Here is a 26,648-nt window from a genome sequence, read left to right as displayed (position 1 = left end):
TCATTATGATGCGTGCTCCAGCCTTGCAACTGCGAGCACCATGTATCCGGTAGCCACCACCCTGCGCGGGCCAAGCTCCGCGCCACCGACGATGACCTCCATGGACATGCAACAACCCTGCGTTCTCGTGGTCGACGACGACCCGGACCTGCGCAAGCTGATCGGCGAGTTCCTCAGCGCCCACGGCTACCAGGTCGAGGTTGCCGAAAACGTGGCGGAGATGCGCAAGCGCATCGCGCAGCGCCGCCCGGACCTCATCGTACTCGACGTGATGATGCCGGGAGAAGACGGCCTGAGCGCGGCGCGGGCGCTGGCCAGCGAGCGCGGTTCACCTGCGGTCATCATGCTCAGCGCGCTGGGCAACGACACCGACCGCATCATCGGTCTGGAAGTGGGTGCCGACGATTACCTGGCCAAACCCTGCAATCCGCGCGAGTTGCTGGCGCGGGTGCGCGCCCTGCTGCGCCGCAGCCAGGCCAGTAGCGAGCAGGCCGACCAGCGCGGCAACGTCTACGAGTTTGCCGGCTGGCGGCTGGACGTGGTCCGCCGCGACCTGCGCGACCCCACCGGCATCTTCATCAATCTGTCTGATGGCGAGTTCGCGCTGCTGCGCACCTTCGTCGAGCATCCGCAGCGGGTGCTGAGCCGCGACCAGTTGCTGGACTACGCCCGTGGCCGGGACACCGACGTCTACGACCGCGCCATCGACAGCCAGATCAGCCGCCTGCGCCGCAAGATCAACGAGCGCGTGCATACCGAGTTGATCCGCACCGTGCGCAACGAGGGCTACATGCTGCTGCCGGGCGTTTCGCGTCTGTGAGCAAACCGGCACGTCGCGGGCTGTCGATCTTTGCCCGGACCTTCGTGTTGCTGGCAGTGGCGCTGCTCACCGCCCAGGCGGTCGGCATCGCGCTGCTGGTGATGCGCACCCCGGTCTACGAGCCGCCGGTGCATCCGCCGGAGGTGGTGGCGCTGCTGTCCACCCGCATGCCGGCCGGCACCCAGACCCTGACGGTGCGCGAATCGGCCCAGGCCCCGCTGCCGCCGGCAGGCCATGTGCGCGATGGGTTTGCGGAAATGCTGCTGGCCCATTGGCTGGATGTCCCCGAACAGCGCGTGCGCTTCTACCGCAGCGCCGACGATCGCCAGGGCCCGCAGCTCGGCATGGCGCGGCCGCCGCGCATGCCCGACCAGCCGCAGCGCCCCCGGGCCGCTGGCGGCGATGCCAGCCCCGCCGGCAATCGCCGCGATGCCGCGCAGCGATCGCCGCCAGCGCCAGGCGCCTGGCCGGGCGATCGTGCCCCCGGCACCCCGCCGGTCGGCAACGGGCTGGGTCCGGACGCTCCCCCTGCCGCCTGGGAAAGCGAGCGGCTGACCCCGGGCGTGCCGTTGCTGGATGGCTTCACCGCCGCGCTGCAGCAGCCCGATGGCCGCTGGCGCACGGTCGAATCGCCGCCACGGCAGCTGTCGGCCGAGTTCAAGACCCACGTGGTGCTGCTGTTCCTGGCCGGCCTGCTGGCCAACGTGCCGCTGGCGTGGTGGTTCTCGCGTGCGCTGTCAGCGCCGATCAAGCGCTTTGCCGAGGCCGCCGACCGGCTGGGCCGCAATCCGGATGCGGCCGCACTGCAACGCAGCGGCCCGCCGGAGATCGTGCGCGCGGCCGACTCGTTCAATGCAATGCAGGCACGCCTGAATCGCCTGATCAACGAGCGCACCCACATGGTGGCGGCGATCGCGCACGACCTGCGCACGCCGCTGGCACGCCTGTCGTTCCGCCTGGACGGCCTGCAGCCACCGTTGCGCGACAAGGCGCTGGCCGACATCGACGAGATGAAGGCGATGATTTCCGCCGCGCTGGATTTCATCCAGAACGATCGCCACCGCGGCAAGCGCGCGCCGCTGGATCTGCGCCTGCTGGTGGAAAGCGTGGTCGACAATGCCACCGACATCGGCGCCGATGCCGAACTGCTGCCCGGCCCGGAAATCACCCTGGATGGCGACCCGCTGGCATTGCGTCGGGCGGTGATGAATCTGCTGGAGAACGCGCTGAAGTACGGCAAGCGCGCGCGCCTGCAGCTGCAGCGCGATGGCGAGGACGGCGTGCTGTGGATCGACGACGACGGCCCCGGCATCGACCCGACCCAGCGCGACCAGTTGCTGCTGCCCTTCGTGCGCGGCGAGTCCTCGCGCAATCGCGACACCGGCGGCATCGGGCTGGGCTTGTCGGTGGCGCACAGCATCGTGCTGGCGCATGGCGGCGACCTGCGCCTGGACAACCGTGCAGCAGGTGGCGGCCTACGCGTGACGGTGCGCCTGCCGTGCATGCCGGAGCGGCGCTAAAGCCGGGCGGGAATGCGGTCTTGCGCACGCGCGCTCGGCGGTACCGCCGCGCCCGGGTCCATGCCTGCCAGCAACGCGCCGCGCGACAGCCCGGCGAGGCGCTACGGCTGCGGCACTCCGCAAGCACTCAGTACGCGAACTCGCGGAACACCCGATCGATGTCGCCGTTCCATGCGCCGTGATACAGCGCCAGCTTGCGCTCGGCGGCGGTCACACCGCTCTCGGCGATCTCGGCGATTACGTCTACAAAGCCGGTCTCGTCCTGGCCATCGGCATTCAGCCGCGCACGCCGGCGCAGGCCCTCGCGGGCGATCTTGACCGCTTCCACCGCCAGCTCGCGCAGCGTGCCGTTGCGGAACGGCAGGCCGAGTGCCTGCCTGGGCACCCCGTCGCGCAGCGCGTGACGCTCGGCGGTGCTGAAATCCTTGACCAGATCCCAGGCCGCATCCAGCGCGGTGTCGTCGTACAGCAAGCCGACCCAGAATGCCGACAGCGCACACAGCCGATCCCACGGGCCGGCGTCGGCGCCGCGCATTTCCAGGTACTTCTTCAGACGCACTTCCGGGAACGCGGTGGTCATGTGATCGGACCAATCGCGCAGCGTCGGCAACGCGCCCGGCAGTGCCGGCAACCGGCCCTGCATGAAATCGCGGAAGCTCTGCCCGCTGGCATCGACGTAGACGCCGTCGCGGTAGGAGAAATACATCGGCACATCGAGCAGGTAATCGACGTAGCGCTCGTAGCCGAAGCCGTCTTCGAACACGAAATCCAGCATGCCGGTGCGATCGGCATCGGTGTCTGTCCAGATGTGCGAGCGGTAGCTCAGGTAGCCGTTCGGCTTGCCTTCGGTGAACGGCGAATCGGCGAACAACGCGGTGGCGATCGGTTGCAGCGCCAGCGACACGCGGAACTTCTTCACCATGTCCGCTTCGGTGGCGTAATCCAGGTTGACCTGCACGGTGCAGGTGCGGGTCATCATGTCCAGGCCGAGCGAGCCGACCTTGGGCATGTAGTTCTTCATGATCTGGTAGCGGCCCTTGGGCATCCACGGCATTTGGTCGCGGCGCCACTTCGGCTGGAAACCCATGCCCAGGAACCCCAGCTGCAACTCGCCGGCCACCTGGGCCACTTCGTCCAGATGGGTGCCGGTTTCCACGCAGGTGTGATGCAGGGTTTCCACCGCTGCGCCGGAGAGCTCCAGCTGGCCGGCCGGCTCCAGCGTCACCGAGGCGCCGTCGCGCAGCAGCGCGATGGTGTGGCCGTTTTCCTGCACCGGCTCCCAGCCGAAGCGGGTCAGGCCGGTCAGCAGCGCCTGGATGCCGCGCGCGCCTTCGAACGTGGGCGCGCGCAGGTCGTCGAGCTGGAAGCCGAACTTTTCGTGCTCGGTGCCGATCCGCCAGTCAGCACTGGGCTTCTCGCCGGAGGCCAGCACCTGGACCAGTTCCGCGCGTTCGGTGATCGGCGTTTCGGCAACGTGGCTGGGACTCGACAAGGGCAGGCTCGCAGGAAAAATTTAGGGGAACGATGTGGGGATCTTCCCCTGCCACCGCAAGGCCCGCACTATAACCGCAGGGCATGGAAAGAATTGCTGCCATCGACCGGGCCTGAGATTTCCATCCATGCGCACGGCGTGGCCGACGCAGCAGCAAGCGCGACCCCACCGCCCGAGGGCAGGCATGACGGAGGGTGCGGCAGGCCGCAGCCGTTCACGCTGAACGCGGCTACCCGCAAATCCCCGCAGGCAGGATGCACGGCGTTCGATCACCCAGGCCGCGCACCCGCGATCCTGTAGCATCGCCCGGCCATGACCGTTGCGCCCACACCCACCGACGCCCTGCTCGCGCAGATGACCACTCTGATGCACTGCGAGCGCGCCGACGGCTACGCCTGCGTGAGCGCACGGCGCGAACACGGGGCGCGCTCGGTGGACCTGACCCAGCCGCAGTTCGCGATTGTGCTGCAGGGCCGCCAACAGGTGCGCAGCGCGACCCAGTCGCTGCAACTCGTGCCGGGCGATCTGTTCCTGGCGACGCGCCGTTGCCGGATCGATCTGATCAACACGCCCGACCCGCAGACCGGGCTCTACATGAGCGCGGTGGTGCCCCTGTGCGAGGAGGCACTGGCCGCTGCGCGCGCGTTGTGGAACGAGCCGCTGCCCGAGGCGGGCGCCGACATCGCGCGGCTGCCGGCGATCGATGTCGCACTGCCGCTGCGGCAATGGCGCGATGCGCTGCAACGCGGCCTGTATACCGAAGCACGCCTGGCGCTGGCCTCACTGGTCATCCACGTGTGCCGTCGCGGCCATGGCGGCCTGCTGCTGCCGCCGGCGCCAAGCATCGCCGAGCAGGTGCGTACGCTGATCGTCGCGCAACCGCAGCGGGCGTGGCGCTCGCGCGATATCGAAGACAGCCTGGGCATCAGTGGCGCCACCTTGCGCCGGCATCTGGCCGCCGAACAACGCTCGCTGCGCGAACTGATCACCGATGCGCGGCTGGCGCACGCGATGGCCCTGCTCTACAGCACGCGCTGGCCGCTCAAGACCGTGGCCGCGCGCGCCGGCTATCGCTCCACCCGCAGCTTCAGCCAGCGCTTCCAGCAGCGCTATGGGCTGGACCCGGCCAGCATCGGCAATAGCCGCTAGGGCGCCAACGCGAGCGCTTGGCGCAGCGCATTGAGCGAATCGCGCAGCTCGCTGCCGCCAGCATGGCGACACCGCGGCGGTTGCCGCCTGTCCTGGAGTTGCTCATGTCTGTTTCCGTCCTGCGTGCGCTGGTGCCGCTGCTACTGGCCGCAAGCGCCACGCTGGCGCACGCCGCTGCGCCCGCATCCACCCACGCGCAGGTTCCCGGCTTCTACCTGCAGCACATCGGCACGCTGCGCGTCACCGCGTTGTTCGACGGCCGCGTGGGGCTGACGCGTCAACAACTGTCCAATGTGGACCCGGCAGAGCGCGACCGCCTGCTTGCGCGGGGCTACGTGCCTGAAGACGCCAAGGGGCTGCAGACCGCAGTCAACGCCTACCTGATCCAGGACGGCAGCCACCTCAGCCTGGTCGATACCGGCACCGCGCAGTGCCTGGGGCCCGGCCTGGGCCAGGTGCTGGCCAACCTGCGCGCCGCCGGCGTCGACCCCGCCCAGGTCGACGATGTGCTGCTCACCCACGCGCATCCGGACCACCTGTGCGGCCTGCTCGATGCGCAGGGCACACCGGCCTTTGCCAACGCCACGGTGTGGCTGTCCGACGCCGATGCCGCGTACTGGCTGGATCCCGCCTCGGAGGCCGCTGCCGCGCCGACGCTACAGTTCGCCTTCCCGTTGGCGCGCGCGGCCGTCGCGCCCTATCAAGCCCAGGGTCGGCTGCGCCGTTTCCAGCCGGGCAAAACCACATTGCCGGCCGGCATCACCGCCCTGGACAGCCAGGGCCACACGCCCGGCCACGTCTCCTACCGCTTCGACGGCGGCGCTGGAAGCACCCTGCTGGTGTGGGGCGATGTGTTGCACTACCACGCCGTGCAGTTTGCCCAGCCGGACGCATCGTTCGAGGCCGACAGCGATCGCACCAAGGCAATCGCCTCACGGCGTCGCCTGCTGGCGCAGGCCGCCGACGGCCGCTGGTGGGTGGCCGGCGCGCATCTGCCGTTCCCGGGCCTGGGCCATGTCCGCCGCGAGGGCGCCGCGTTCGCCTGGGTGCCGACCGAGTTCGGCCCGGTGCCACAATGAAAAAACAGCGAGCCCTGGCTCGCCGTCCTAATGGTCTGAAGGGCCAGGCGTCATCCGCCAGCCCGTCCCGGCTCACTCTGCGGCAGGCGCCGCTACGTCCAGGCCCAGCCAGCCGCCGACGATGCCGCGCAACTCGTCCACGCCCTGGCGCGACTCGCCCGAGTAGGTCTGCACGGTCACGCTGTCGCCGAAGCGCGAGGTCACTTCCTTCTTGACCTTCTGCAGGGTCTGCATCTGCTGGCCACGGCCGAGCTTGTCGGCCTTGGTCAGCAACCCATGCGCGGGCAGGCCGCGCTCGGCCGCATAGCCGAGCATCTGCAGGTCGTAATCCTTGAGCGGATGGCGGATGTCCATCACCACCACCAGCCCGCGCAAGGCCTCGCGGGTGCGGAAATAGCGGTCGATGAAGGCCTGCCAATGCGCCTGCAGGTCCTGCGGCACCTTGGCGTAGCCGTAACCGGGCAGATCCACCAGATAGCGCTCGGGCTGGATCTGGAAGAACACCAGCTGCTGGGTGCGGCCAGGGGTCTTGGACACGCGGGCCAGGGCGTTCTGGCGGGTCAGCGCATTGAGCGCGCTGGATTTCCCGGCGTTGGAGCGGCCGGCGAAGGCGACCTCGTAGCCGCCATCGTCGGGCAATTGCCGGGCGTTATGGGCGGACAGGTGGTAGCGGGCTTGTTCGATAAGGAGCGACATCGCCCTAGGATCGCACGTTCGGGGCCTGACGGTTTTGCTGCACTGTTCGTTGACCCTGGCGCAAAGGCGTGTCGATAATCGAAGCACGCCTGCCACAGCCAGCACCCAACGCGCGCGGGCCGGGTCCATACGGAGCTTTAGCTGATGCGCCATGCTCGTGTGCTAGTCCTCGCCGCCCTCGCCGTGCCGGTCATTGCCGCCGTGGCGTTTGCGCAGTCGGCGGTCACGCCGATCCCCGATCCGCCGCCGGTGCGCATTGCCCCGCTGGAGGTGGACCTGTCCAAGACCACCTGGGGCGATGCCAAGGCCGGTCAGGCCAAGGCCGCCGCCTGCGCGGCCTGCCACGGCCCGGACGGCAACCCGGCGGTGGCCATGTACCCACGCATCGCCGGCCAGACCGAGCGTTACGTGGCGCACCAGGTCGCCCTGATCGCCAGCGGCGAGCGCAATACCGGCATGTCGGCGGTGATGGTGCCGTTCGTCAAGGACCTCACCGCGCAAGACATGCGCGACCTGGGCGCCTACTTCGCCACGCAGAAATCCGCAGCCGGCGTGGCCGACGACGCGGTGGTCAACGAGGGGCCGTACCAGGGGCTGAAGTTCTACGAGGTCGGCGAGAAGCTCTACCGCGGCGGCGACATCGCGCGCGGCGTGCCGGCCTGCATGGCCTGCCATGGCCCGGCCGGCAGCGGCAATCCGGGCCCGGCGTATCCGCGCCTGGGCGGCCAGCATGCCGAGTACGTGGCGCGGCGCCTGAAGGAATACCAGGCCGGCACCACCCAGGAGCGCAACCCGGCGCTGTTCAATATCATGGCGCAGGTGGCGCACCCGCTGACCGAGCAGGAGATCCAGGCGCTGGCCAGCTATCTGCAGGGTCTGCACGACCGCGCCGACGATGCGGCCGCCGCGCAGCAACCACCCACAGCAACGCCCGCACGCTCATGAACTGACTGCCGCAACCGCCACACCGTGTCACGACGCCGGTCCCGCGACCGGCGTCGTCGTTTCCCGCTCTCCCCTCCCCATCCCCACGGAGCCCGCATGAATCTGCTTTCCCGTCTGTCCCTGCTGCTGTTGGTGCTGCTGCCGCTGGCGGCCTGCGCCGCCGACAAGAACGCCCCACCGGTGGAAGGCGACGACTACATCGTGATCGACGGCGGCCAGCCGTACGCGCCGCTGGCCGGCAAGGTCGAAGTGACCGAAGTGTTCGGCTACACCTGCCCGCACTGCGCGCACTTCGAGCCCACCCTGGAGGCCTGGGTGGCCAAGCAGCCGTCCTATGTGCGCTTCACCCCGGTGCCGGCGGCGTTCGGCGGGTTCTGGGATGCGTTCGCACGTGCCTACTTCGCCGCCGACATCCTGGGCGTGGCCAAGCGCAGCCATCGCGCCATGTTCGAGGCCATCCACGAAAAGCAGACCGTGCCGACCCAGAACGTCGCCCCGGAGGAACTGGCCGCGTTCTACGCCGGCTACGGCGTGCCGCAGCAGCGCTTCATCGAGACCTACAAGAGCCAGGCGGTGGATGCCAGGCTCGATGCGGCGCGCGAATTCGCCAAGCGCAGCAAGCTCCCGGGCACCCCGGCCATCATCATCAACGGGCGCTACCTGATCGGCGCGCGCAATTACCCGGACATGCTGCGCGTGGCCGATTACCTGATCGCCCGCGAACACGCCGCGCCTGCCAAGCGCTGAACCGCGTAACCGCCACCAACGGCCGCCCGTGGCATCATGCGCCCCGCGGCCGTCCGGCCCTTTCCTCGCCCCACGCTGGAGATCCAATCCGATGAAGACCCGCTTCGCCCTGACGCTGATGGCGCTGCTGCCGATCCTGGTCGCCTGCAAGGCCCAGGACGGCTCGTCCGATACCGCACCTGCCGCCACCACGCCGGCTGCCGAAACGGCGCCTGCTCCGGCCGCTGCCACGCCGGCCGCCGACCCCGCCGCACCGCCTGCGGTGGGCGAGAGCGCCAGCACCCCGCCGGCCGCCGCCCCCAGCGCCGCACCGCGGGCGCCGAACGGCCCCGAGCCGGTCGCCGGCACCGACTATCTGGATATCGAAGGCGGCCAGCCCTACCAGCAGGCTGCCGGCAAGATCGAAGTGGCCGAAGTCTTCGGCTATGTCTGCCCCGCCTGCAACGCGTTCCAGCCGCTGATCGGGCCGTGGAAGGCCGGCCTGCCGTCGGACGTGCATTTCGTCTACGTGCCGGCGATGTTCGGCGGCCCGTGGGACGACTACGGCCGTGCGTTCTACGCCGCCGAAACCCTGGGCGTGCAGGAGAAGACCCACGAAGCGCTGTACAAGGCCATCCACACCGAGCAGACCCTCAAGGGCGAGCGCGGCAAGGATTCGGTGCAGGACATCGCCGCGTTCTACGCCAAGTACGGCGTGGACCAGAAAACCTTCATCGACACCATGAGCAGCTTCGGCGTGTCGGCCAAGACCAACCGTGCCAAGCAGTTCGCCACCCGCAGCAAGCTCACCGGCACCCCGTCGCTGATCGTCAACGGCAAGTACCTGGTCAAGGGCCAGAGCTTCCCGGACATGCTGCGCATCGCCGATCACCTGATCGCGCGCGAACGCGCCACGCTGGCCAAGTGATCCTGTCGATCGCAGCCCTGTGAACGCTTCGGATTCGCGCACCCTGCGGGTGCTGACGGCCAATATCCAGGCCGGCTCCAGCACCCGCCGGTACAGCGACTACGTCACGCGCAGCTGGTCGCATGCGTTGCCGCTGGGCAGCAAGCGCACCAGCCTGGACAGCATCGCCAAACTGGCCGGCGAGCGCGACATCGTCGGCCTGCAGGAGGCCGACCCGGGCAGCCTGCGCTCGGGCTTCACCAACCAGACCCACTATCTGGCCGAGCGCGCCGGCTTCCATTACTGGAGCCACCAGCCCAACCGCCGCATGGGCGGGGTCGCCTCCAGCGCCAACGGCTTGCTGAGCAAGCTGGAACCGCTGGAAGTGCAGGACCATGCCCTGCCCGGCCGGATCGGCGGGCGCGGCATCCTGCTGGCCAAGTTCGGGCAGGGCCGCGAAGGCCTGGCGGTGGCAGTGGCGCACCTGTCGCTGGGCGCCAATTCGCGCATGGCGCAGCTGGCCTTCATCGCCGAGTTGTTGTCCGAGCATCCCAACGCGATGTTGATGGGCGATTTCAACTGCATGGCCGACCGGCCGGAAATGCAGGCGCTGTATCGGCACACGCGCTTGCAACCGCCCAGCTGCGAGGTGCATACGTTTCCGAGCTGGCGTCCGGACCGGGCGATCGACCATATCCTGGTCAGCGACAGCCTGACGATCGAACATATCGAAGCGATTCCCGCAGCGTTCTCCGACCATCTTGCGGTCGGCATGGATATCCGCGTGCCGCTGCACCTGCTGCGCTGACAGCCACGCAAAGTGGCTACGGGTTCGCACTGGCGGACTCGACCGATGACACCCCCTCGACGCCGCCTGTGCGATAACGCAGGCGGTTTTTCGTTGGGAACACAGCACGTGATACGCATCTTATGAGTGTGTCGGCATGAGTGCGGTAGCGCCGCAGCCCTTGCCGGTGCGCACCCTGCGCCCGGTGTTCGTGCTGGCGGCAACCGTGGTCTGCACATTTGCGTTGCTGGTGTCGTTGTTTCCGCTGGATGCAGGCCGTGTGCTGCTGGACGCGCAGACCTGGGCCTCGCGCAATGTCGGCTGGTACTACCTGCTGGCGATGACGGTGTATCTGGTGTTCGTGCTCGGCGTGGCCTTGTCCAGCTACGGCAACATCAAGCTCGGCGCCGATCACGACGAGCCGGAATTCAGCTATCTCTCCTGGGCCGGCATGCTGTTCGCTGCGGGCATCAGCATCACGCTGTTCTTCTTCTGCGTCTCCGAACCGCTCACCCATTACCTGCAACCGCCGCAAGGCGGCACCGGTAGCGGTGAAGCCTCGGCGCGGCAGGCGATGCAGTTGCTGTTCCTGCACTGGGGCCTGCACGGCTGGGGCGTGTTCGCACTGGCAGCGATGGCGCTGGCGTATTTCGCGTTCCGGCACAATTTGCCACTGGCCTTGCGTTCGGCGCTGTATCCGCTGATCGGCAAGCGCATCAACGGGCCGATCGGCTACACCGTGGATGCACTGGGCATCGTGGCCACCGTGTTCGGCCTGGGCGCAGACATGGGCTTTGGCGTGCTGCATCTCAACGCCGGCCTGAGCACCTTGATGGAGGTGCCGCACGCCCATTGGGTGCAGGTGGCGCTGATCGTGGCGATGATGGGTGCGGCGATCGTGGTGGCGGTGTCCGGCGTGGAAAAAGGTGTGCGCTGGATGTCGGACATCAACATGCTGCTGGCGATCGCGCTGCTGCTGTTCATGCTGTTCGCCGGCCCCACGCACTACCTGCTCAACGCGCTGATGCAGAATCTGGGCGACTACCTTGGCAGTGTGGTCAACAAGAGTTTCGATGTGTACGCCTACGGCGGCCGCAGCGACTGGCTCGGCAACTGGACGGTGTTCTACTGGGCATGGTGGATCGGCTGGGCACCGTTCGTGGGCCTGTTCATCGCACGCATTTCGCGCGGTCGCACCATTCGCGAGTTCGTGCTCGGCGTGCTGCTGATCCCGCTCGGCTTCACCCTGGCGTGGCTGTCGATCTTTGGCAACAGCGCGCTGGACCAGGTGCTGCATCACGGCCAGGGTGCGCTGGCGCAACAGGCCATCGCTGCACCGGAGACGGTGTTGTACACGCTGCTGCAGGGCTACCCGTGGAGCCGCACGGTGATCACGGTGACGGTGGCGATCAGCTTCGTGTTCTTCGTGACCTCTGCCGATTCGGGCACGGTTGTGTTGTCCACGCTGTCCTCCCACGGCGGCGAACCGCACGACGATGGCCCGCGCTGGCTGCGCGTGTTCTGGGGCGTGCTCACCGCGGTGGTGACCGGCGGCCTGTTGCTGGCCGGCAGCATGGACGCGCTGAAATCGGCCGTGGTGCTGGCCTCGCTGCCGTTCTCCGCGGTGCTGCTGTTGATGGCCTGGGGCCTGTCGCGCGCGCTCAGCCAGGAATCGCAACGCAAGCGTGCGCAGCTCTACAGCCCCAGCCCGCTGATCGGGCAATCGCGGCACCACCGCGGCTGGCGTCAGCGCCTGGGCCAGGCGATGCACTTCCCGGCGCGCGATGAGGTCTATCGTTTCATGCACGACCAGGTGCGCCCGGCGATCGAAGCAGTCACCGCGCAGTTGCAGGAAGAAGGCTGGCAGGTCAGCAGCCGGCTCGACGACGACGACATGGAGATCAGCGTCGACCACGGCGAGCAGCAGGACTTCCGCTACCAGGTGGTGATGCGCGGCTACCTGACACCGTCATTTGCCGCGCAGCGCCTGCGCAACCAACGCTATTACCGCGCCGAAGTGTATCTGTACGAAGGCAGCCAGGATTACGACCTGGTCGGTTACAGCCGCGAACAGATCATCAACGACATCATCGATCAATACGAGCGTCACCTGCAGTTCCTGCATCTCACGCGCTGAGGTGCCGCCACTGCCGCGTGCGCCCCACAGGAGGTTTGCCATGCCACGTTTCCCCGACCAGTTGCTGTACATCGGCGGCCGCTACGTCCCCGCCCGCGGCGGCCACACCTTCGAGGTGGTCAACCCCGCCACCGGCGAGGTGCTGGCCAATGTGCACAATGCCGGCGCCGACGACCTGGATGCTGCAGTCGACAGCGCCAAGGCCGGCCAGCAGCAATGGGCGGCACTGACCACGGTGGAACGCTCGCGCATCCTGCTGCGTGCAGTGGCGCTGTTGCGTGAGCGCAACGACGCGCTGGCCGAACTGGAAACGCTCAACACCGGCAAGCCGCTGAGCGAGACCCGCAGCGTGGACATCGTTACCGGCGCGGACGTGCTGGAGTACTACGCTGGCGTGGCGCAGGCGCTGCAAGGCGCACAGGTGCCGTTACGCGAAGGCAGCTTCTTCTACACGCGGCACGAGCCGCTGGGCGTGGTCGGCGCGATCGGCGCATGGAATTACCCGATCCAGATCGCACTGTGGAAAGCCGCGCCCGCGCTGGCGGCCGGCAATGCGATGATCTTCAAACCCAGCGAGGTGACCCCGCTCACCGCGCTCAAGCTGGCCGAACTGTTCACCGAGGCCGGACTGCCCGATGGCGTGTTCAACGTGCTGCCCGGCGACGGCGCCAGCGTGGGCACCGCGCTCACCGAACACCCACAGATCGAAAAGATCAGCTTCACCGGCGGCACCGCGACCGGACGCAAGGTGATGACCAGTGCCTCGAGTTCGTCGCTGAAAGACGTGACCATGGAACTGGGCGGCAAGTCGCCGTTGATCGTCTGCGCCGACGCGGACCTGGATCTGGCCGCCGACATCGCGATGATGGCCAACTTTTACAGCTCCGGGCAGGTGTGCACCAACGGCACGCGCGTGTTCGTGCCGCGCGCGCTGCGCACCGCCTTCGAGGCGCGGCTGCTGGCACGCGTGCAACGCATCCACATCGGCGACCCGCTGGACGAACGCACCACCTTCGGCCCGATGGTCAGCGCCGCGCACATGCAGCGGGTGCTCGACTACATCGAACAGGGCAAGGCCGAGGGCGCACGCCTGCTGTGCGGTGGCGAACGTCTGCGCGACGGCGCATTGGCACAGGGCTGCTATGTCGCACCGACCATCTTCAGCGATTGCACCGACGTGATGACCATCGTGCGCGAGGAGATCTTCGGGCCGGTACTGAGCCTGCTCACCTACGACGACGAGGACGAAGCGATCGCCCGCGCCAATGCCACCACCTACGGCCTGGCCGCGGGCGTGGTGACGCCGGATCTGGCGCGCGCGCATCGCCTGATCCATCGCCTGCAAGCGGGCATCTGCTGGATCAACACCTGGGGCGAATCGCCGGCACCGATGCCGGTGGGCGGCTACAAGCAATCCGGCGTGGGCCGCGAAAACGGCCTGGCGACGCTGCAGGCCTATACCCGCACCAAATCCATCCAGGTCGAACTGGACCGCTACGCGTCGGTGTTCTGACGGGCCGACACCACCAGGCAGGCAGCCGCCGGCGGCACCGCGCCATGCGCCAGCCGCAACCTGCGGACCGCGCTGCCGGCTTGAACGCTGCCGTTTCGAACAGCGGCCGCCGGTCCACCGCGCAATCGTTTTGAAAGCCGCTTCACACCGGCACCGCAACAAGGAGAACCCCATGCAACGCGAATACGACTACATCATCATCGGCGCCGGCTCGGCAGGCAACGTGCTGGCTGCGCGCCTGACCGAGGATCCGGGCGTCAGCGTGTTGCTGCTGGAAGCGGGCGGTCCGGATTACCGGCTGGACTTCCGCACCCAGATGCCGGCGGCGTTGGCCTTCCCGCTGCAGGGCCGCCGCTACAACTGGGCCTACGAGACCGAGCCGGAGCCGCATATGGACAACCGGCGCATGGAATGCGGGCGCGGCAAGGGGCTGGGCGGCTCATCGTTGATCAACGGCATGTGCTACATCCGCGGCAACGCGCTGGACTTCGACCACTGGGCCAGGCGCCCGGGCCTGGAGGACTGGAGCTACCGCGATGTGCTGCCGTACTTCCGCAAGGCCGAAACACGCGACATCGGCGCCAACGCGTATCACGGCGGCGAAGGCCCGGTCAGCGTGGCCACGCCGAAGAACGACAACAACGTGCTGTTCCACGCCATGGTCGATGCCGGCGTGCAGGCCGGCTACCCGCGCACCGACGATCTCAATGGCTATCAGCAGGAAGGCTTCGGGCCGATGGACCGCACGGTGACGCCACAGGGGCGCCGTGCCAGCACGGCGCGCGGCTATCTGGACATGGCGCGCCCGCGCGAGGGCCTGCACATCGTCACCCATGCCACCACCGACCGCATCCTGTTTGCCGGCAAGCGCGCAATCGGCGTGCACTACCTGGTCGGCAACAGCAGCGAAGGCATCGACGCACATGCGCGCCGCGAAGTGCTGGTGTGTGCCGGAGCAATTGCCTCGCCGCAGCTGCTGCAGCGCTCCGGCGTCGGCGCGCCCGACCTGCTGCGCGCACTCGATGTGCAACTGGTGCACGACCTGCCCGGCGTCGGCCAGAACCTGCAGGATCATCTGGAGGTCTACATCCAGTACGCCTGCACCAAGCCGGTGTCGCTGTATCCGGCATTGCAATGGTGGAACCAGCCGGCCATCGGTGCGCAGTGGTTGTTCGCCGGTACCGGCACCGGCGCCAGCAATCAATTCGAAGCCGGCGGTTTCATCCGCACGCGCGAAGAATTCGACTGGCCCAATATCCAGTACCACTTCCTCCCCGTCGCGATCAATTACAACGGCAGCAATGCGGTGAAGGAACACGGTTTCCAGGCGCATGTAGGCTCGATGCGCACTCCCAGCCGCGGGCGCGTGCATGCCAAGTCGCGCAACCCGCGCCAGCATCCGTCGATCCTGTTCAACTACCAATCCACCAATCAGGACTGGCAGGAATTCCGCGATGCGATCCGCATCACCCGCGAGATCATCGCCCAGCCCGCACTGGACGCCTACCGCGGCCGCGAAATCAGCCCGAGCGCAGACTGCAAGACCGATGCCGAGCTGGACGCCTTCGTGCGCGCGCGCGCAGAGACGGCGTATCACCCGTCCTGCTCCTGTGCGATGGGAAGCGATGACATGGCGGTGGTCGATGGACAGGGCCGCGTGCACGGCATGGAAGGCCTGCGCGTGATCGATGCATCGATCATGCCGCGCATCATCACCGGCAACCTCAATGCCACCACCATCATGATCGCCGAGAAGATCGCCGACCGCATGCGTGGCCGCACGCCACTGCCGCGCAGCACGGCCGACTACTACGTGGCCGGCGATGCGCCCGTGCGCGGGTGACGCTGGAAAACGCCGCGCACCGCCTCGGGTCAAGTGCGCGGCGCCCTCACCGCTCGCGGGACACGCCGGAAGTACGTTCTTGTAGGCTCGGTGGCGGCATCCATGCCGCCACACGGTCCTGCAATCGGTGAGGACACCGCACCAGAAAGTTTGCAGGTTGTTTGCTAAACGCCCGTCTTCTGATCTCGTTGCGTTGCGAAGCTGATCGGATGCGCCTTACCGAACGGCGCACGTCATGCATTCCGAACGGCGCACGTCATGCATTGCTTGCAACCATGCACACCGACCATCTCGACTGGTCCTTGCCCGCCCACCGTCGCGGGACCTTACGCGGCATGGATGCCGCGTAAGAGCCTACACGGACGTACTTGCGGCGTGTCCTGCGATGGTGGGCGGGCAAGGGCCTTGCAGCCAACGCGCAGCGTCGAGGGTGCGGCGCCCTCACCGCTTGCGGGACACGCCGTAAACCCGTCCATGGGGGCTCGGTGGCGGCATCCATGCCGCCGCACGGTCCCGCAATCGGCGAGGACACCGCACCAGACAGTTGGTCGGCGCTTGTTCGAAAAGCTGTCTGTGGTGCGGCGTGCATCACGTGGAGCCGATGCTTGATGATCGAACGAGGCGCATCAGCACCGCTCTTACCCTGCACACCGACTATCTCGACTGGTCCTTGCCCGCTCACCGTCGCGGGACCTTACGCGGCATGGATGCCGCGTAAGAGCCTACAGGGACGCACTTGCGGCGTGTCCCGCGAGGGTGGGCGGGCAAGGGCCCTGCAGCCAAGCCGCAGATCAGCCGCTCTCCGCTTTACGACCGACCCGACCTGATGGACTAAAACTTCAAGTCGACCCGCGCATACCAGAAGCGTCCACCGGGGATGTCGTAGGTAGAGGCGTCGTAGCCATTGAGTGAGCACGACAGGCAGAGCGGCGGGTCCTTGTCGAAGACGTTGTTCAAGCCGGCCGTAAGTTGCAGCCCCTTGAGCCAATCGACGCGATAACCCAGCTGTGCATCGTGGTAGGTGATCGCATCCAGGCGATTGGTGCCTGTGGCAGGATCGGAACACACCGCAAATTCCACTGCATCGCCGCATTGCTCGGTGAGTTTGGAGATGTGGCGCGCCGTCCACGATGCGGTCCAGTTGCCCAGCGACCAGTCCAGTACCGCGTTGCTGGTCCACTCGGGGATCGCGCTGTCCACCACTTCGATGCCCGGCCCCTGCGGCTGGCGCTGCCCTGCCGCACCGAGTGCCTCGTAGCGGCCCACAAAGGTGTTCTGCCAGGACAACTTGAATCGCCCCAACCCGGTTTCCGGCAGCGTCCAGAACAGGTCCACATCCCAACCGTCGGTCTTGATCGAACCCAGATTGGTCAACCGGTTGTTGAACGCATTGATGCCGCCGGTGGAGGCGCGCCCGATGCCATTGCAATACAGTGCGTCCAGGGTATCCACACACAGGTCCAGCTGCGTTTGCGCATTGATCGCCTGGATCGCGCCATCGACATGATGGCGATAGAACGTCATCTCCAGGTCGAGGCGGTCGGACCAGCTGGCATTGCTGGCAAAGCCCGGGCTGAACACAAAGCCGGCACTGAAGCTGCGCGAACGTTCCGGATCCAGTTGCTCGTTGCCGCCGGTGGTGACCGAGATCTGCTGGTTGGCCTGTTGATAGCCGGCCGGTACGCCGAGCGATGCGCAGTTCGCGGCGCTGCCGCGCGGCGCGGTGCCGCCCAACCCGATCGAGCATGGATCGGACAGCTGCAGATCGGCGCGCGCGGCCGAACCGAACAGCTCGCCGATGGTCGGCGCGCGGAACCCTTCCGCGTAACTGGTACGCAACACCAACTCATCGGTGACCTGCCAACGCAAGCCGTATTTTGGTGTGAACTCACCGCCGAAGGTGGAGTAATCCGAATAGCGGCCGGCGATGTTCAGGTCGAGTTTGTCGCCCAGCGACGAGTTGGCGAAGATCGGAATATTGAGTTCGAGATAGGCCTCGTTGACGTCGTAGCTGCCCGAGGTCGGCAATGACGGTACACCGTTGTAGCGCCCCGCCACGGTGAGCGGATCGGGTTGGTAGGACCCTTCGTACTTGCGGTACTCGTAGCCGGTGGCGAACGACACCGCGCCGCCGGGCAGCTGGAACAACTCGCTGCTGAGGTTGGCGGTGAACAGGCTCAACTCGTTCTGGCTGCGGTCGCGCACCACCGGCTGGATCCAGCGCAACATCTCCGGCGTGATGCTGCCGGCGCCGCCGAAGATATCCAGCGGCACGCAGCCGGCCACCGCCGCACACGCGGCCGGATCGCCCAGGCCCAGATTGATGTTGTAGAGGTTGTAGCTGCCGTAGTTGGTCTGTTCGGCCTTGTTCTTGCTGTACATGCCGTTGACGTCCCAGTACCAGGTCCGCGCCGCGCCTTCGAAGGTGCCCACCAGGCCGGTGCCGAAATACTGCGTGTCGACCTGCTGCTCGAACCGGCGCGCGCCGCCTTCCACCGGGCGGCGGCCAATCTGGATCAGGTTGGTGGCCGAGTTCAACGCGAAGCCGAACGGATTGAACGGATTGAGCGCGGAAATCACGATGTTGTCGGCCAGCGGATTGCCGGTGCCGGCATCGGGGCCGAGAAAGATCGGCTCGGGCGCGGCCTGGTTGGTCGACTCGCGCCGGTTGCCCAGCGCCTTGACGTACCACTGCACGTCGTCGTTGAAGTAATAGCGAAATTGCGCGAACACGCCCTTGCGCTCGGACGGCGTCAGCAACAGATTCTGCTCTGCAAAGTTGTAGCGGTCAGCGGTGCCGAAACAGTGGTAATCGTCGCTGCGCGTACAGCCGGCACTGCCATCGTATTGCGGCGTGCCAACGCCGGCGTTGGGCGTGAGGTTCTGGCGCACGCCGGTGTTGGGGTCGACGAACTGGAAGCGGCCGTCCGGCGTTGCCGAACTGGCGAAGGTCAGCCCGGTACCCGGAATCGGGAAGCGGGCCTGCGCACGATCGCGCGCGTAGATCGGATCCTGCTTGACGTAGCTGACCCCCAGAAACAGGCTGAAGTCCTCGCCGCTGGTACCCCAGGCCAGGTCCATGCCCTGGTTGGCGCCGTCGCCCTTGCCGTATTGCCCGTAGTTGAGCGTGACCTGCGCACCGTCGAAGCTGCGCCGGGTGATGATGTTGACCACGCCGGCAATCGCGTCCGAGCCGTATAGCGACGAGGCGCCGTCCTCGAGCACCTCGATGCGCTCCACGATCGCCAACGGAATGGTGTTGAGATCGGTCGACGAGCCCACGCCCGAGGCCGAGGATTCGTTGACCCAGCGGATGCCATCGACCAGGACCAGCACGCGCTTGGAACCGAGATGGCGCAGATCCACCTGCGCCGAGCCGGCGCCCACACCACCGCCATCGGGCGGAAAGCCGAAGTTGCCCGACGAGTTGAACTTGGCGTTGAGCGCCGACCCCGAGGCGGTGAGTTCCTGCAGTACCTCGCCGATGGAGGTCAGGCCTGTGCGTTCGATATCGGTGCGGTTGAGCGTCTGGATCGGCACCTGGCCCTGCAACTCTGCGGTCCGGATGCGGGTGCCGGTGACCTGCACGCTGTCGAGCGTGCGCGTGCTCGGGGCGGCCTCGGGCTGTTGCGCCCAGGCGAGTGTGGGAACCAGACACAAGGACAACGGCACGGCCAGGCATGACCGACGGGGGCCAATCAGACGCTTCATCCTTTCTCTCTCCAGAAGGATTCTTGAGTGTCCGCACGCCCCCGTGCCCTGCGGTCCGCCCCCACTTTTAAACGAAACCTTAACGCCCCGCAAGCCAGCCGTGACGCAGTGGGAAGTGGTCCGCAGTGCTCCGCAGCGGCAGGCCACGGTGCACATGCGCGGTGCGCACCGGCATCGCACGTCCATCGCTGCCGGCAGCGCCGGTCGGCACCGGCTTGCTGCGCATTCACTCAGGCGCGCCGGCGTGCTTCGGTATCATCGCGCAATGACCTATACCCCCCGTCTTGCCACTGTTTTCGTCGGTTTGCTGTGCCTTGGCAGTACTGCGCTGCATGCCCAGAGCCTGGACCCGCAATTGACCGCCATGCGCGATGCCATCGCGGCTGCAGAGCGCGGCCAGTCCGATGCCGGTCAGCTGGCCGCGTTGAACCGCCACCCGCTCTATGGCTGGCTGGAATTTGCCACGCTCAAGCGCAACATCGACAACGTCTCCACGGCACAGGCGCAGGGATTCCTGCAGCGTTATGCAGGCCAGCCGGTGGCCGAGAGCTTCCGTGGCACCTGGTTGCCGGCGGTGGCACGCCGCCAGGACTGGAACACGCTGCTGGCCAACTGGAAGCCCACCGACAACCTGGGCCTGCGCTGCGCGCAGCTGACCGCGCGCCAGGCGACCGGCAAGCTGGATGCACAGTGGAGCCGCGACGCGTTGACCCTGTGGCGCACCGGCAAGGGCCTGCCCGATGCCTGCGATCCGGTGGTTGCCGGGCTGGAAGCGCGGGGCGAACTCACCCCGGCGCTGCGCTGGGAGCGCGTGGAGGCGGCGGCCGATGCACAGCAGCCTGCGGTGATGCGCACGGCCGCGCGCGGCTTGCCGGCGGCCGATCTGGCATTGGCTAACGATTACGCCGCGTTTCTGGACAAGGTGCACCCGCGTGCACTCGGTTGGCCAAAGACCGAGCGCAGCCGTCGCATCGCCGTCGACGGCCTGGCCAAACTGGCCAAGAACGATCCGGACGCGGCCGAGCAGCAGTTGCCACAGCTGGCTAGCGCACTCGGCTTCAGCGAGGCGCAGCGCGGCCAGGTGCTGTACCAGATCGCGCTGTGGACGGTGGCGTCCTACCTGCCGGATTCGGCACGGCGCCTCAATGCAGTCCCCGATGCCTCATACGACGAGCGCCTGCACGAATGGCGCGCGCGCGAAGCGATGGCGCGCGGCGACTGGCCGGCCGCCTTGGCCGCGATACGCAAGATGCCCGCCACCCAACGCAGCGATTCGCGCTGGCAGTACTTCGAAGCGCGCCTGGCCGAGAAGACCGGCGCGGCCGCAGCCGCACAGCCGCTGTATCGCGCAGCCGCGCAATCGCCGACCTTCCACGGCTTCCTGGCCGCCGACCGCCTGCAGCAGCCCTATCGGCTGTGTCCGTGGGAGCCCAAGGACAACCCGCAGGCCAAGGCCGCCGTCGCACGCGATCCGGCATTGATCCGCGCCATCGCCCTGTTCCAGATCGACCGGCCGGGTTGGGCAGTGGCCGAGTGGAACGACGCCGCGAGCCGCTTCGACGACACCCAGCGCCGGCTGGCGGTGCAGGTAGCCAGCGAAAACGGCTGGTTCGATCGCGCAGTGTTCGCGCTCGGCAAGCAGCCGGACGAACAACGCCTGTACGCGTTGCGCTTTCCGCTGCATCACGACGACAGCATTCGCCGCGAAGCGGCCAAGAACGCGATCGACCCGGCCTGGGTGGCAGCAGAGATCCGTGCCGAGAGCATCTTCAATCCACGCGCGCGTTCGCCTGCCAACGCGATGGGCCTGATGCAGGTCTTGCCGGGCACCGGCGCGGCGGTGGCAAAGGGCATCGCCCTGCCCGGCTACGCGGGCGCCACCAGCCTGTACGAGCCGGACACCAACATCGCCATCGGCACCGCCTATCTGCGCCAGTTGCTCAATACCTACGGCCGGCCCTACCTCACTATCGCCGCCTACAACGCCGGCCCGGGGCCGACCGGGCGCTGGCAATCGCAACGCCCCAACTTCGAGCCGGATTTCTGGATCGAGACCATCAGCTACAAGGAAACCCGCGAGTACGTCGCACGCGTGCTGGCTTTCAGCGTGATCTACGACTGGCAACTCAACGGCGACATGCTGCCGCTGAGTGATCGCCTGATGGGCAAACTGGTGGACAAGCGCCTGAAGCCGGTGTGCACGCCAGGCCAGGCGACCACCAACGCGGCGCAGGACTGAGCTTCAAGTCAGCCGCCAAGCACCACCGCCGGATAAGGTGGTCACGCTTGAGCGGTTGCGGGTGGTTGTTGCTCGGCCACGGGTACGGGGGCTGGGTGGGCGCGCCGTTACCGAACAACGCGTCCCAGGCAGCGTTTGCCCCATGCACACCGACCATCTCGACTGGTCCTTGCCCGCTCACCACCGCGGGACCTTGAGCGGCATGGATGCCGCGTAAGAGCCTACAAGGACGTACTTGCGGCGTGTCCCGCGATGGTGGGCGGGCGAGGGCCCTGCAGCACACTCGCAGCGTCGAACGCGCGGTGCCCTCGCCGCTTGCGGGACACGCCGTGAACCCATCCCTGGGGGCTCGGTGGCGGCACCCATGCCGCCACACGGTCCCGCAACCGGCGAGGACACCGCACCCGGAAGTTGGTCGGTTGTCGGATCAAAATGCCTAGCACTACGTCTGCCTTGGGAACGTATCAAAAGTTCAGGTCGAAAGCTTAGGTCGTCGAGGACACCGCACCAGAAAAACGGCCGGCAGTCGGGTCAAGGTCACTTGTCACGCGACGTGCATCAGACAGCCGGACGTTGGGACTTCGGCTGATAAATCATTCTGCAAAATACACACTCGCTACCCTTGACCACGCACACCGACCATCTCGACAGGTCCTTGCCCGCCCACCGTCGCGGGACCTTGAGCGGCATGGATGCCGCGCCAGAGCCTACATGGACGTACTTGCGGCGTGTCCCGCGATGGTGGGCGGGCAAGGGCCCTGCAGCAAACTCGCAGATCAGTCGCTCTACGACGCACGCACCGCATCGGGCATCATGTCGCGATGAAGATCTATCTCGTTGGCGGCGCAGTCCGCGATGCCCTGCTTGGCCAGCCCGCTGGCGACCGCGACTGGGTCGTGGTCGGTGCCGATCAGGCGCAGATGGAACGCCTGGGTTTCAAACCGGTGGGGAAAGATTTCCCGGTGTTCCTGCATCCGCGTAGCGGCGAGGAATATGCGTTGGCGCGTACCGAGCGCAAATCCGGGCGCGGCTATCGCGGCTTTGTGGTGGATGCCGATCCGTCGGTAACGCTGGAAGAAGACCTGCTGCGCCGCGATTTCACCATCAACGCGATTGCACGCGATGAAGACACCGGCGAGTTGTTCGACCCATATGGTGGCGCGCGCGATCTGCAAGCGCGCGTGCTGCGGCACGTGGGGCCGGCCTTTGTCGAAGATCCCGTGCGTGTGTTGCGCGCTGCCCGCTTCATGGCGCGGCTGGCGCCGCTCGGTTTCACTCTTGCGCCCGAAACTGCCGCCTTGATGCGCGAGATGGCCGCCAGCGGCGAGCTGGACAGCCTGGTGCCCGAACGCGTGTGGCAGGAATTACGCCGCGTGCTGGAGAGTGCGCAGCCGTCGGCCTTCCTGCGCACGCTGCACGACACCGATGCGCTGCGCGTCATCCTGCCCGAGATCGATGCGCTGTATGGCGTGCCACAACGTGCCGAGTTTCATCCGGAGGTGGATACCGGCATTCACCAGGAAATGGTCAGCGACATGGCCGCGCGACTGGCGCCCGGCGATGCGCTGGTGGGCTTTGCCGCACTGACCCACGACCTGGGCAAGGCGCTCACACCGCCGGAGGAATGGCCGCGCCACATCATGCACGAACAGCGCGGTGTCGCCCCGCTGCAGGCAGTGTGCGAGCGCCTCAAGGTGCCGCATGATTATCGCCAGCTCGCCATCACCGCCTGCCGCGAACATCTGAACGTGCACCGCCTGGCCGAGCTGCGCGACCGCACCGTGCATGAGCTGCTGGTGCGCTGCGATGCCTTCCGCCGCCCCGAGCGTATCGCACAACTCGCGCTGGTGTGCGAAGCCGACAAGCGTGGCCGGCTGGGCAGCGAAGAGGCCGCGTATCCACAGGGCGACCAACTCAAACGCCTGCATGCTGCTGCGCTGGCCATCAATGCGCGCGACCTGGCCGCAGAAGGCCTGCAAGGCCCGCAAATCGGCGAGGCGTTGGCGAAGGCACGGATTGCGGCGATTGCAGCGGCGCGCAAGACCAGCGCATAGCCAGGGCATCGCGCATACCGTCGTAGCAACGCAACAAAGATACGAGCGCGCCAGGCAGGACGTGGCTGCACCGCTCCGGGCTGGCGACCACCCAACCCGGTCGACGTCAGGGATGCGGGGCACACGTAGCGTGTTCGCCATTCAACCAGGCGGCTGCAGAACAGCAGCCGCCTGGCCATGCGTCACAGCTTGAAGTTCAGACTCAGCATGAAGGAGCGGCCGTTCTTGTAGATGTAGTACGGCTGGTTCTTGTTGCCGATGTAGCTGAAGTAGGTTTCGTCCAGCAGATTGGTGGCTTCCAGCGCCACGCGCAGCCGCTCGGTGGCCTGGTAGCCGAACGATGCATCGACCTGGGTGAACGCATCGGTCATCTGCTGCCCGTTGAGGCGACCGATCTGGGTGAAATATTCCGAGCGCCAGCCCAGGTTCACCCGTGCGCTCCATTTGCCCTGCTCGTAGTACGGGCTGATGTTGTAGGCGTTGCGCGAGTTGTACGGCAGGCTGTAATCGCCATCGGTTTTCGAATCGGAATAGGTGTAGTTGGCCACCACGCCGAACCCGTTGCCGAAGTTGTGCTGCAGGTTGAGCGCCACGCCCTGCACCTTGGCATCGCCGGCGTTGGTCGGCACGGAGGTCTGGTAGGTGCTTGAGCCGCCGGTGGCGTTGTTGAAGAACACCCGGTCTTCCACCGTGGTGAGAATGTAGTTGGAGATATCGCGCGAGAAGAACTCGCCGCTGAGCAGGCTGCTGTCGGAGAAATACCACTCCAGCGATGCGCCCAGGTTGGTGGACTCGTACGGGCTCAGGCCGGGATTGCCCGTGGACGCGGTAAGCGTGGTGTCGTCGGTGGCCACGTACGGGGTCATGTTGGTGTAGCGCGGCCGCGCGATCACCTTGGAGGCAGCCAGGCGCAGCATCAGGTCATCGCGCAGGTCGTAGGCGATGTTGAACGACGGCAGCCACTTGCCGTAGCTGTTGAGGAAGTTGACCGGTGTGTAGCCGCCACCGGGCGCGTAGCTGAAACCATCGGTGGAATCACGCGTGTGCACGTACCGCACGCCGATGTTGCCGCGATAGCGCTCGCCGGAAAAATTGCCCTGCAGGAACCAGGCGCGGTTCTGCTCCTCGATGCTGTAGTTGCCGGCGTAGCTGATCGGCAGGCCGGCATCGCCTTCCAGGCCACCGATGTAGCGACCGATCGCACCGCGGCCGATGGTGGACCAGCGTTGCATGTCGGCGCTGGTGGACAGGCCGTCCAGGTAGCCGGACGGCGTGGTGCCTGGCGAGAAATCTGCGAGCGTGCTGCCGTCGTTCGGTGTCCAGGTACGGCTGTAGGACGACTGCCCGGTGGCGTGATTGGTGAGCTTGATGCCGGTCAGGATCTGCGTGAACGGCCCCCACTCCACCGCATGGTCGAAATCCAGCTGCAGGTAGCGCTCCTTGTCGTACTGCGGGCTGTGGCTGGCCGAGGCATTGTTGAGTTGCATCGCCGCCGCGTTGGTGGGGTCGGTGCTGTAGTCCATCGCGGTGCGGCGCCCGTCGATGTCGTAGCTGTAACCTGCGAGATTACGGAACTGGATGCCGTAGATGCGCTCGGCGCCGCCTTGCGAACTGGTATACCCCACCTGGCTGGATGCATTCCAGCCGTCGCCATGCCAGTCCGCGCGCAGATGGATGCTGCCGGTGCTGACATCGCTGTTGCGCAGGTAGCCATCCAGGAATGTGGTGGACTGATCGCCGAAGGTGCCCGAGGTCGCCACGCCGTTCTCGAAGCCCAGCGCCTGCGCATCGCCAGGGTTGGAGCCCCAGTACCCGTAGCGGCTCTGGTTGTAGTTGTCGAAACTTTCCTTGACGTACAGGCCGGTCAGGTTGAGCTCGAAATCGGCATCCGGCTTCCACTGCAATGCAGCGCTGACACCATCGCGTTTGCGCGTCTGCTGAAACAAGGCGGTGTTGATTGAGGTCGGAAACACGCCGGTGTTATTGCCGACCACGGCCGGCGGAAACGCAGCGCTGGCGACATCGTCGTAGCCGAAGATCTCCACGCCATCGCGACGCAGCACGCGCTGCGAATGCATCACCGAGGTGAGGACACCGAACGTTTCATCCTGGTTCTTCCAGCTGTACAGCGCTGACGCGTTCGGCTTGCCTTCGTCGGACCGGTCGTTGTAACCGTAGCTCACCGTACCGGTCAGCGCATTGCGCTCGAGCTCCAGCGGCTTGCGCGTGTGCACGATCACGGTGCCGCCGATCGAACCTTCGTCGATGCGCGCCTCCGGTGTCTTGTAGACCTCCATCAGGCCGACCACTTCCGGCGCCAGCGTGCTGTAGTTGAACGAGCGGCTGTCCGGGTCGTTGGGGTCGCCGCCCCAGCTGGTGGAGGCAATGGTCTGGCCGTTGAGCAGCACACGGTTGAGCGCCGGATCGGTGCCGAGGATGCTGACCTTCTCGCCTTCGCCGAACTGCCGGTCCACGGTGATGCCGGACAGGCGCGACAGTGACTCGGCGACGTTGGTATCGGGGAATTTGCCGATGTCTTCGGCGCTGATCGCATCGACGATCGCATCGGCATTGCGCTTGACGTTGAGTGCCTTGCCGAGGCTGGCCTGATAGCCGACCACCTTGACCTCGTCCAGCGTGGACACCGATGGGTTGGTCTGCGCGGGCGGCTGTTGCTGGGCGGGTTCCGCCTCCTGCGCAAACGCGGGAAGCATGCCGGCACCGGCAAGGGCAGCGCCACCCAGCAGCAGGCGACGGACGGCAACGCTCAGTCGCGCGCGACATGGTGCACGCTCGGCAGCGTTGGCGGAATTACGGGACAACTCACACACACGGGCTTGCAGCATTGCGTGGACCTCTTGGCTGATGCGTCGGGTCGCAACCGTCCGGTTGCTTGAGAACGCGCAGAGCGCGCGCCACACCCGCGATCCGTCCCCCTGTACACCGGACGGCGAGCAGCGTCTTCCCGCAGGCCGGTGGCGTGCGGGGCAAGGCGCCAGGCCGATGCATAACCGGCCGGCAACGTCTTTC

The 26,648-nt window shown here is 66.8% G+C and carries 17 protein-coding genes; 13 read left to right on the top strand and 4 right to left on the bottom strand.

Translation table 11 applies throughout. The annotated features are described in order from the left end of the window. Positions 1-100: 100 nt before the first annotated feature. A complete protein-coding gene (locus tag H7A86_RS03750) occupies positions 101-820 on the top strand; it encodes a response regulator (protein WP_104649706.1) in 720 nt (239 codons plus the stop codon). Further along, a complete protein-coding gene (locus H7A86_RS03745) occupies positions 817-2,340 on the top strand; it encodes an ATP-binding protein (protein ID WP_119130711.1) in 1,524 nt (507 codons plus the stop codon). The genes H7A86_RS03750 and H7A86_RS03745 overlap by 4 nt, the downstream gene beginning before the upstream one ends. Positions 2,341-2,467: 127 nt before the next feature. Here the strand turns inward: H7A86_RS03745 and H7A86_RS03740 are convergent, their stop codons facing one another. Further along, the gene (locus H7A86_RS03740) at positions 2,468-3,832 is read right to left on the bottom strand and encodes a glutamate--cysteine ligase (protein WP_104586009.1); all 1,365 of its coding nucleotides are present in this window, start codon (positions 3,830-3,832) and stop codon (positions 2,468-2,470) included. A 312-nt stretch (positions 3,833-4,144) separates the two neighbouring features. Here H7A86_RS03740 and H7A86_RS03735 point away from each other — a divergent pair, with 312 nt between their 5' ends. Further along, positions 4,145-4,981 (top strand): helix-turn-helix transcriptional regulator, encoded by an 837-nt coding sequence (locus H7A86_RS03735; RefSeq protein WP_104649709.1) that lies wholly within the window; start codon positions 4,145-4,147, stop codon positions 4,979-4,981. A 104-nt stretch (positions 4,982-5,085) separates the two neighbouring features. Continuing rightward, a complete protein-coding gene (locus tag H7A86_RS03730) occupies positions 5,086-6,060 on the top strand; it encodes an MBL fold metallo-hydrolase (RefSeq protein ID WP_119130733.1) in 975 nt (324 codons plus the stop codon). A gap of 72 nt (positions 6,061-6,132) precedes the next feature. Here H7A86_RS03730 and yihA read toward each other — a convergent pair whose 3' ends face one another. After that, positions 6,133-6,756 (bottom strand): ribosome biogenesis GTP-binding protein YihA/YsxC, encoded by a 624-nt coding sequence (gene yihA, locus H7A86_RS03725; protein ID WP_024939454.1) that lies wholly within the window; start codon positions 6,754-6,756, stop codon positions 6,133-6,135. Between the two features lie 144 nt (positions 6,757-6,900). On the opposite strand from yihA, the gene H7A86_RS03720 reads away from it, so the two are divergent. The 7 genes from H7A86_RS03720 to betA all read left to right on the top strand — a co-directional run bounded on the left by H7A86_RS03720 (position 6,901) and on the right by betA (position 15,614). Then, entirely contained in the window at positions 6,901-7,701 is an 801-nt protein-coding gene (locus H7A86_RS03720) for a c-type cytochrome (protein ID WP_180708031.1), read from the top strand. A gap of 96 nt (positions 7,702-7,797) precedes the next feature. Next, the gene (locus tag H7A86_RS03715) at positions 7,798-8,448 is read left to right on the top strand and encodes a thiol:disulfide interchange protein DsbA/DsbL (protein WP_104586010.1); all 651 of its coding nucleotides are present in this window, start codon (positions 7,798-7,800) and stop codon (positions 8,446-8,448) included. A 91-nt stretch (positions 8,449-8,539) separates the two neighbouring features. Beyond that, complete coding sequence (locus H7A86_RS03710; RefSeq protein WP_016902612.1) at positions 8,540-9,355, top strand: thiol:disulfide interchange protein DsbA/DsbL; 816 nt, start codon at positions 8,540-8,542, stop codon at positions 9,353-9,355. Positions 9,356-9,404: 49 nt separating this feature from the next. Next, a complete protein-coding gene (locus H7A86_RS03705) occupies positions 9,405-10,142 on the top strand; it encodes an endonuclease/exonuclease/phosphatase family protein (RefSeq protein ID WP_104533297.1) in 738 nt (245 codons plus the stop codon). A gap of 136 nt (positions 10,143-10,278) precedes the next feature. Further along, complete coding sequence (betT, locus tag H7A86_RS03700) at positions 10,279-12,258, top strand: choline BCCT transporter BetT (RefSeq protein ID WP_119129605.1); 1,980 nt, start codon at positions 10,279-10,281, stop codon at positions 12,256-12,258. Between the two features lie 40 nt (positions 12,259-12,298). Next, on the top strand, positions 12,299-13,771 hold the full coding sequence (gene betB / locus H7A86_RS03695; protein WP_119130710.1) for a betaine-aldehyde dehydrogenase: 1,473 nt from the start codon (positions 12,299-12,301) through the stop codon (positions 13,769-13,771). 172 nt (positions 13,772-13,943) lie between these two features. Then, on the top strand, positions 13,944-15,614 hold the full coding sequence (betA, locus tag H7A86_RS03690) for a choline dehydrogenase (protein WP_119130709.1): 1,671 nt from the start codon (positions 13,944-13,946) through the stop codon (positions 15,612-15,614). 831 nt (positions 15,615-16,445) lie between these two features. Here betA and H7A86_RS03685 read toward each other — a convergent pair. Then, positions 16,446-19,325 (bottom strand): TonB-dependent receptor, encoded by a 2,880-nt coding sequence (locus H7A86_RS03685; RefSeq protein WP_119130708.1) that lies wholly within the window; start codon positions 19,323-19,325, stop codon positions 16,446-16,448. A 265-nt stretch (positions 19,326-19,590) separates the two neighbouring features. Between H7A86_RS03685 and H7A86_RS03680 the strand changes: the two genes are divergently transcribed. Beyond that, entirely contained in the window at positions 19,591-21,564 is a 1,974-nt protein-coding gene (locus H7A86_RS03680; protein WP_180708030.1) for a transglycosylase SLT domain-containing protein, read from the top strand. An 821-nt stretch (positions 21,565-22,385) separates the two neighbouring features. Next, positions 22,386-23,618 (top strand): multifunctional CCA addition/repair protein, encoded by a 1,233-nt coding sequence (locus H7A86_RS03675; protein WP_119130707.1) that lies wholly within the window; start codon positions 22,386-22,388, stop codon positions 23,616-23,618. Between the two features lie 182 nt (positions 23,619-23,800). On the opposite strand, the gene H7A86_RS03670 is transcribed toward H7A86_RS03675, so the two are convergent. After that, a complete protein-coding gene (locus tag H7A86_RS03670; RefSeq protein ID WP_119130706.1) occupies positions 23,801-26,332 on the bottom strand; it encodes a TonB-dependent receptor in 2,532 nt (843 codons plus the stop codon). Positions 26,333-26,648 lie beyond the last annotated feature (316 nt).

Origin of the sequence: Xanthomonas euroxanthea, from assembly GCF_903989455.1 — a bacterium.
Lineage (GTDB): Bacteria > Pseudomonadota > Gammaproteobacteria > Xanthomonadales > Xanthomonadaceae > Xanthomonas > Xanthomonas euroxanthea.
Note: the sequence above shows the minus strand (reverse complement) of the source record. Positions and strands in the feature narration are given on the sequence as shown.